Genomic DNA, 5,258 nt, shown 5'->3' with positions numbered 1-5,258 from the left:
ATGGTCAACCCATGCTGCCGGCGATGGTGGCCGGTTTCGGCACTCTTTTTCTGCTTGTCCGCTGGTGGCGACTCGCTGACCCGCTGCGCCCGAGGCGTTTTGGGTTCTGGGGGGTTTTCGGGCCTGGGGTGGCAGCATTTCTGGCCGGCGCCCTGTGGGTATTCCCGGCGCAGTGGTTGGTGATTCCAGCCATGGGCATGGGAATCACACTGCAACTGGCCGCCCCGTGGTTCGTGAGAAGTCGTTTCGCCGGTGCGCCATCACCCCATCGAATCGGGAGATAATCCTGTGATGGCTTACTCGTTCTTCATCTGCGTGATTCTTTTGGCAGGGCCGACCGCAGGACTGACCGTCCTGGTGGCGGGGAATCCGAGCCGTTACACAATAGCAGATAACGACCGGGACCTTGCTGGATCGACCATTGCCGCTTCTACTACCGTTGCTAAAAAGCCTTCTCCGGCTATCCGGGACACATCCGGGATAACCGATGCCGCACCGCCGCCCGCCTCACGTTCCCGTCCAGCCTGGGTCGATCAGGGAGCCGAGCGGGTGGGTGGCGAGTATCATTTGCCCGTAGCGATTGGACCGTATGCGTCCCCGCTTGAATGCGAGGCGCGCCTCCCGGCAGCAGTGGAGGCCGCCATCGATGATTATGTGGAACTCGTCCTCGGACCAGAGGCACGGGGCCGGGTCAAAGTACCCTGGGCGTTTGTGGAGACGAATCTCCTTCGTGAACGCTACATGGAGTCCCGGCTTTTCCAGCTCACTTCCACTCAACAGCGCGAAATGCACACGCTGTATGTTTTGTTGGCGTTCGACCACAATGCGAACCAGTACCTCAGGCAGATCTGGCGATTCACCCAGGGCACCATGAATCTGGCTCGCTTCGGGACCTTTTTCGGAATCGCCGTGTGGACGCTCACCGTGGTATGGGGCTATTTGCGGCTGGACCTCACCTTGCGGGGGCGTTACCGCTGGGCCCTCCGTGCCGCGGCGAGCGTTCTCCTCGTCATGCCGTGGGTTGTTTTGGCGATTTTCCCGATTCTCTGACGGGACCGTAAAGGAGTTCGTCCCGGAAGGTGGTCCCTCTTGCGGGGCTACCCTCGTTTCGCTGGCGCTGGCCGGTCCGGCACGCCCCGGATGGTGTCGTCATCCTTGTAGAGCTTTCTCAACCGGGCCAGTTCGGCCTTGAGTTCCCGCACCACATCGGCGTACTGCGGATCGCCATACACATTGTGGAGTTCGTGCGGATCCTTCTGGAGATCGTACAGTTCCCATTCGTCGATCTCGTAGAAGTAGATGAGCTTGTACCGCTCTGTCCGCACACCATAGTGTTTATGCACCATGTGTGGACCGGGATACTCATAGTAACGGTAATAGATCGACGTTCGCCAGTCTGGCGGGTCCTTGCCTTCGAGAAGTGGCTTCAGGCTGCGCCCCTGCATATCTTCCGGAATAGGAACCCCCGCCACATCGAGGAATGTCTCGGGGAAGTCCAAGTTGAGGACCATCTTTTCGCAGACACTGCCCGGCGGGGTGTGTCCCGGCCAGCGGACCAGAAGCGGCGTCCGCAGCGATTCTTCATACATGAAGCGCTTGTCAAACCAGCCGTGCTCTCCGAGGTAAAAACCCTGGTCGGAGGTGTAAATGACGATTGTATTCTCCGCAAGGCCTGATTGATCCAGGTAATCCAGCACCCGGCCCACGTTGCGGTCCACCCCCGCCACACAACGGAGGTAGTCTTTCAAATACCGCTGATATTTCCAACGGACGAGGTCTTCACCTTGCAGATTCGCTTGCTTGAAGGCCTCGTTTTCCGCTTCATAAGCTTTGTAGAAGCGTTCCGCCTGTTCCGGCGTGAATTTTTCCATTTGCGGCACTAGCTTCAGGTCGTGCGGGGTCAGATGCCGCGCGATGGTCATTTCCTGTTCGTGGGCCGCCCGGCCTCGCGTGGCGTAATCATCAAAGAGCGTCGGCGGCTCGGGGATCGTCACGTCTTTGTAAAGATCCAGTTCCTGCGGGCCGGGGCACCAGTTCCGGTGCGGAGCCTTGTGATGATACATGAGGAAGAAGGGCCGGTTAGGATCCCGTTTGTTCTTCAGGAAGTCCAGAACCAGGTCAGTGATGACATCCGTGGTGTAGCCCTCGTGGAGCACCCGCCCCTGCGGTGTCTTCATCGGCGGATTGTAGTATGGCCCCTGTCCAAACAGGATCTCCCAGTGATCAAAACCGGTGGGATCGCTGCCCAGGTGCCATTTGCCGATGATCGCCGTCTGGTAGCCGGCCTTCTGGAGCAGTTTGGCCACCGTCTGTTGCGTCCCGTCGAAGATGTCACCATTTCTGGCAAATCCGTTGAGATGAGTATACTTGCCGGTGAGAATCACCGCTCGGGAAGGTCCACAGATGGAGTTCGTCACAAAACAGTTCCGAAACAGCATTCCCTCTTTCGCAAGCCGATCCAGATTCGGCGTCTGATTGATGCCATAGCCATAGCAACTCAGCGCCTGGTAGGCATGGTCATCCGCCATGATGAAGAGAATGTTGGGACGCTGCGTTTTTGCCTTTTGGGCGGATTCTTCTGCGAGGAGTGACCTTGAGAGCCATCCCAGCGTCGCAATAACGATCCCAATAGTACAGAGAATGCGAGGCGCGCGCATAACGACCTCCCCAGAAGGTGTCACTGAAGCGAGATATCACCCGATCATCCGCGGTCGCGACGAAATCCATTTTGCGATTAGTGTGACCACGTCTGCTCCATTTGTCAACAATTACGGCCTATTATTTTTGCAACCCGTCGCACCGCCCCTGGCCGATTCCGGCTGGTAGGGGCCAGTCACGATTCGCCCCACGGGAAGTGAAGTTTATCCGTGCAACACGTTTTGCAGGGGCGATTCATCAAGTGCCCCTGCCGCACGCTGACCGGTTCTTGCGATTGGTGTGCTGGCGGTGGACTACCCGCTGGCTGAACGGCAGAACATGCTTGCGATTGATGCCCGTCATCCCAACACGGCCATTCCCACGCCCGGAGATCGACTCGCGAATCTTTGCACAAACACTGGGGAGGGGTCAACCGCTTTCCCGCTCCCGCCGCCTCGTCAAGTGTGGTACCATTAAGCTTTTGCGAAGAAGCCATAACTTTTTTGAAAAATTGCTGCCTGCTCGGCTCGGCCATTCGGGTACGTCGAACAGCACCGGGGAAGACTCGCCCGAGCCACGGTCGGACACGGCGATGCTCGCTCAAAAAGAGTGCCCGGGGCACACCTGGACAGATCGGTGTCGCCATTGGGGCCGGCAGCCGGTAACCGGCGGCAGCTACGAACGTGAAGTCAAAGGAGTTGGAGAATTTCCATGGCGATTGATAAATTCGCAATGTGTCCCGGCGGGACGGGAAAGAAAGTCAAGTTCTGCGCGGGTAACTGTTTGCCGCAATTGGAACGCCTGGAGAAATTGATCACGGCGGATCAGAGCCGGGCGGCACGCCAGCAGGTGACGACCTGGCTGGAACGCGATCCCAATCGGGCGTGCCTGTGGGCGTACAAGTGCCTCCTGGATCGGGCAGCAGGCTGTGTTGAGGACCACGCAAAATCGGCAGCGGAGTTCGTCCGTCTGTTCCCCGACAGCCCCATTGCCCTGGCGGAACTGGCCATCGCCCAAATCCTGGAGAACCGTTTTCAAGAGGCCACCGAAAACCTTGCACGCTGTGCGGAGCAGTGCGAGGCCCAGGGATATTTTTATTACCGAGTCGTGGCGGCCATGACCACCGTGGCGGAGTGGCTTGCCGAGCAGGGACACATCCCCGCGGCCATTGCGTATCTCTGGATCGCTTCTCATCGTTACGATCCACAGAACCACACCGACACAGATGAACTCCTGCAGCAGTTGTACCACCGCAAGGATGTGCCCCTGGAACTACGTCAAATGCCCACAACGGGCCTGTTCAAGGACGAGCTTCGGGACCTCAATTCTCGCGTTTACCAACACGTGGTGCGGTTCCGCTTCGCCCTCGCAGAACAGGAGGTCCAGCGTTACCTGGAAACCAATCCTGAAGAACCGCAAGCCTGGTTCTGTCTGGGAAACCTCCGGCTCTGGCAGATCAATTACCCGGGGGCAGCCGAAGCCTATTTACGGTGCGCGCAACTGGATCAAACAGGGCCCCTGGGGATGGTGGCTCTGTTACGTGCGACCATACTCAAAAAGAACGGCTTCGGCGATACAGAGAATCTCTATTTGCTCCGGTATGAAGTTTCGGATCCCGAGCGGACGAAAGAAGCCCTTTTCTCTGATCCGCATCTGGACCACGTTCCCCCCGATCAACTCCCCTTCAACAATGACATGGGGCCCGTGGAGGCGCAATTCCTGTTGTTGCGGTATCCCCGCTCCGATGGTTTTGAACAGCTTCTCAGAGATCTGGACGCAGCCCAACCCCCGCTCATTTCTTTCGTTTCTTATTTGGGAAGGCAAACCGATCAACCAGCCCAAATCGTCCTGACTGGTGTTCCGGAATCGGATCGGTCGTGGGTTGAAACACGCGCTCGGCAGTGGTGCGGCGGCGAGGAGCTCAGAGTTCTTGAAGAGTCCGTCTTCACCACCGAGCCGCGAACTCTCAAGATGCTCCGCGACGTCTCTTTTGTCAGTTCACGCTTTGCCGACGGGAAGTGGACGGACGTGGAATCCCGACTTGTGGAGAGCATCCCCAAATGGCGATGGCCGGTTCTTGAACCACTGACTCTGGAAGAAGCGGCGCGCGACCCACAGAAGAAACAATGGGCGCGAATACTGCTGGCCCATATTCTGCAAGAGATTCCTGACCCACACATAGCCCGAGTCCTCCACGAGGTGTGGCAAAAGCTCCATCTGGACTTTGACCAGGAGGAACTGGCGAGGTTCATCGACAAGACGGCGGACCCGCTGCTCATTCATTTCATCGACCCCGCGCACCTTTCTGACGAGCAACTGTCGGCAGTGTGCAAGCTTCTATTTCTGTACCAGCAGGGCCCGCTTTTGGACCGGTTCCGCCCTGAAGTTCTGCAACGCCGAGATCGCCTGGATCCCGAGCTCGTCTATTTCGTTTATGAAGTCCACGCGGCGGTTTTTGTCCGCACCAGACAGCAGGAATGGCTCACCATCCATCCTGAACTTGAGGAGATGCTCACGTATTGCGAGCAGCACAATCTCTCGCACGGTCGACTGCACGAGCTGGACCTTGTAGGGTTGGTCGGCATTCTCGGCTCGAAAAGCACTTCGACAGAGATCAAAAA

The 5,258-nt window shown here is 57.9% G+C and carries 3 protein-coding genes and 1 pseudogene; 3 read left to right on the top strand and 1 reads right to left on the bottom strand.

Going from position 1 to position 5,258, the window contains the following annotated elements:
- Window positions 1-284: pseudogene (locus tag H5U08_RS09550) on the top strand (hypothetical protein); the annotation flags it as partial.
- A 4-nt stretch (window positions 285-288) separates the two neighbouring features.
- Window positions 289-1,050 carry a hypothetical protein gene (locus tag H5U08_RS09545; protein WP_297032463.1) on the top strand — a complete coding sequence of 254 codons (762 nt, stop codon included), beginning with the start codon at window positions 289-291 and terminating at the stop codon, window positions 1,048-1,050.
- Window positions 1,051-1,097: 47 nt separating this feature from the next.
- Here the strand turns inward: H5U08_RS09545 and H5U08_RS09540 are convergent, their stop codons facing one another.
- Complete coding sequence (locus tag H5U08_RS09540) at window positions 1,098-2,657, bottom strand: sulfatase (protein ID WP_297032461.1); 1,560 nt, start codon at window positions 2,655-2,657, stop codon at window positions 1,098-1,100.
- Window positions 2,658-3,348: 691 nt separating this feature from the next.
- On the opposite strand from H5U08_RS09540, the gene H5U08_RS09535 reads away from it, so the two are divergent.
- On the top strand, window positions 3,349-5,258 hold a 1,910-nt coding region (locus H5U08_RS09535), incomplete at its 3' end, for a hypothetical protein (RefSeq protein WP_297032459.1).

The sequence above is a fragment of the Thermogutta sp. genome, assembly GCF_014359955.1.
Taxonomy (GTDB): domain Bacteria; phylum Planctomycetota; class Planctomycetia; order Pirellulales; family Thermoguttaceae; genus Thermogutta.
Note: the sequence above shows the minus strand (reverse complement) of the source record. Positions and strands in the feature narration are given on the sequence as shown.

Coding starts and splice junctions, on each gene's coding strand:
- H5U08_RS09540 (WP_297032461.1), bottom strand. CDS start 2,657: ATGCGCGCGCCTCGCATTCTCTGTACTATTGGGATCGTTATTGCGACG.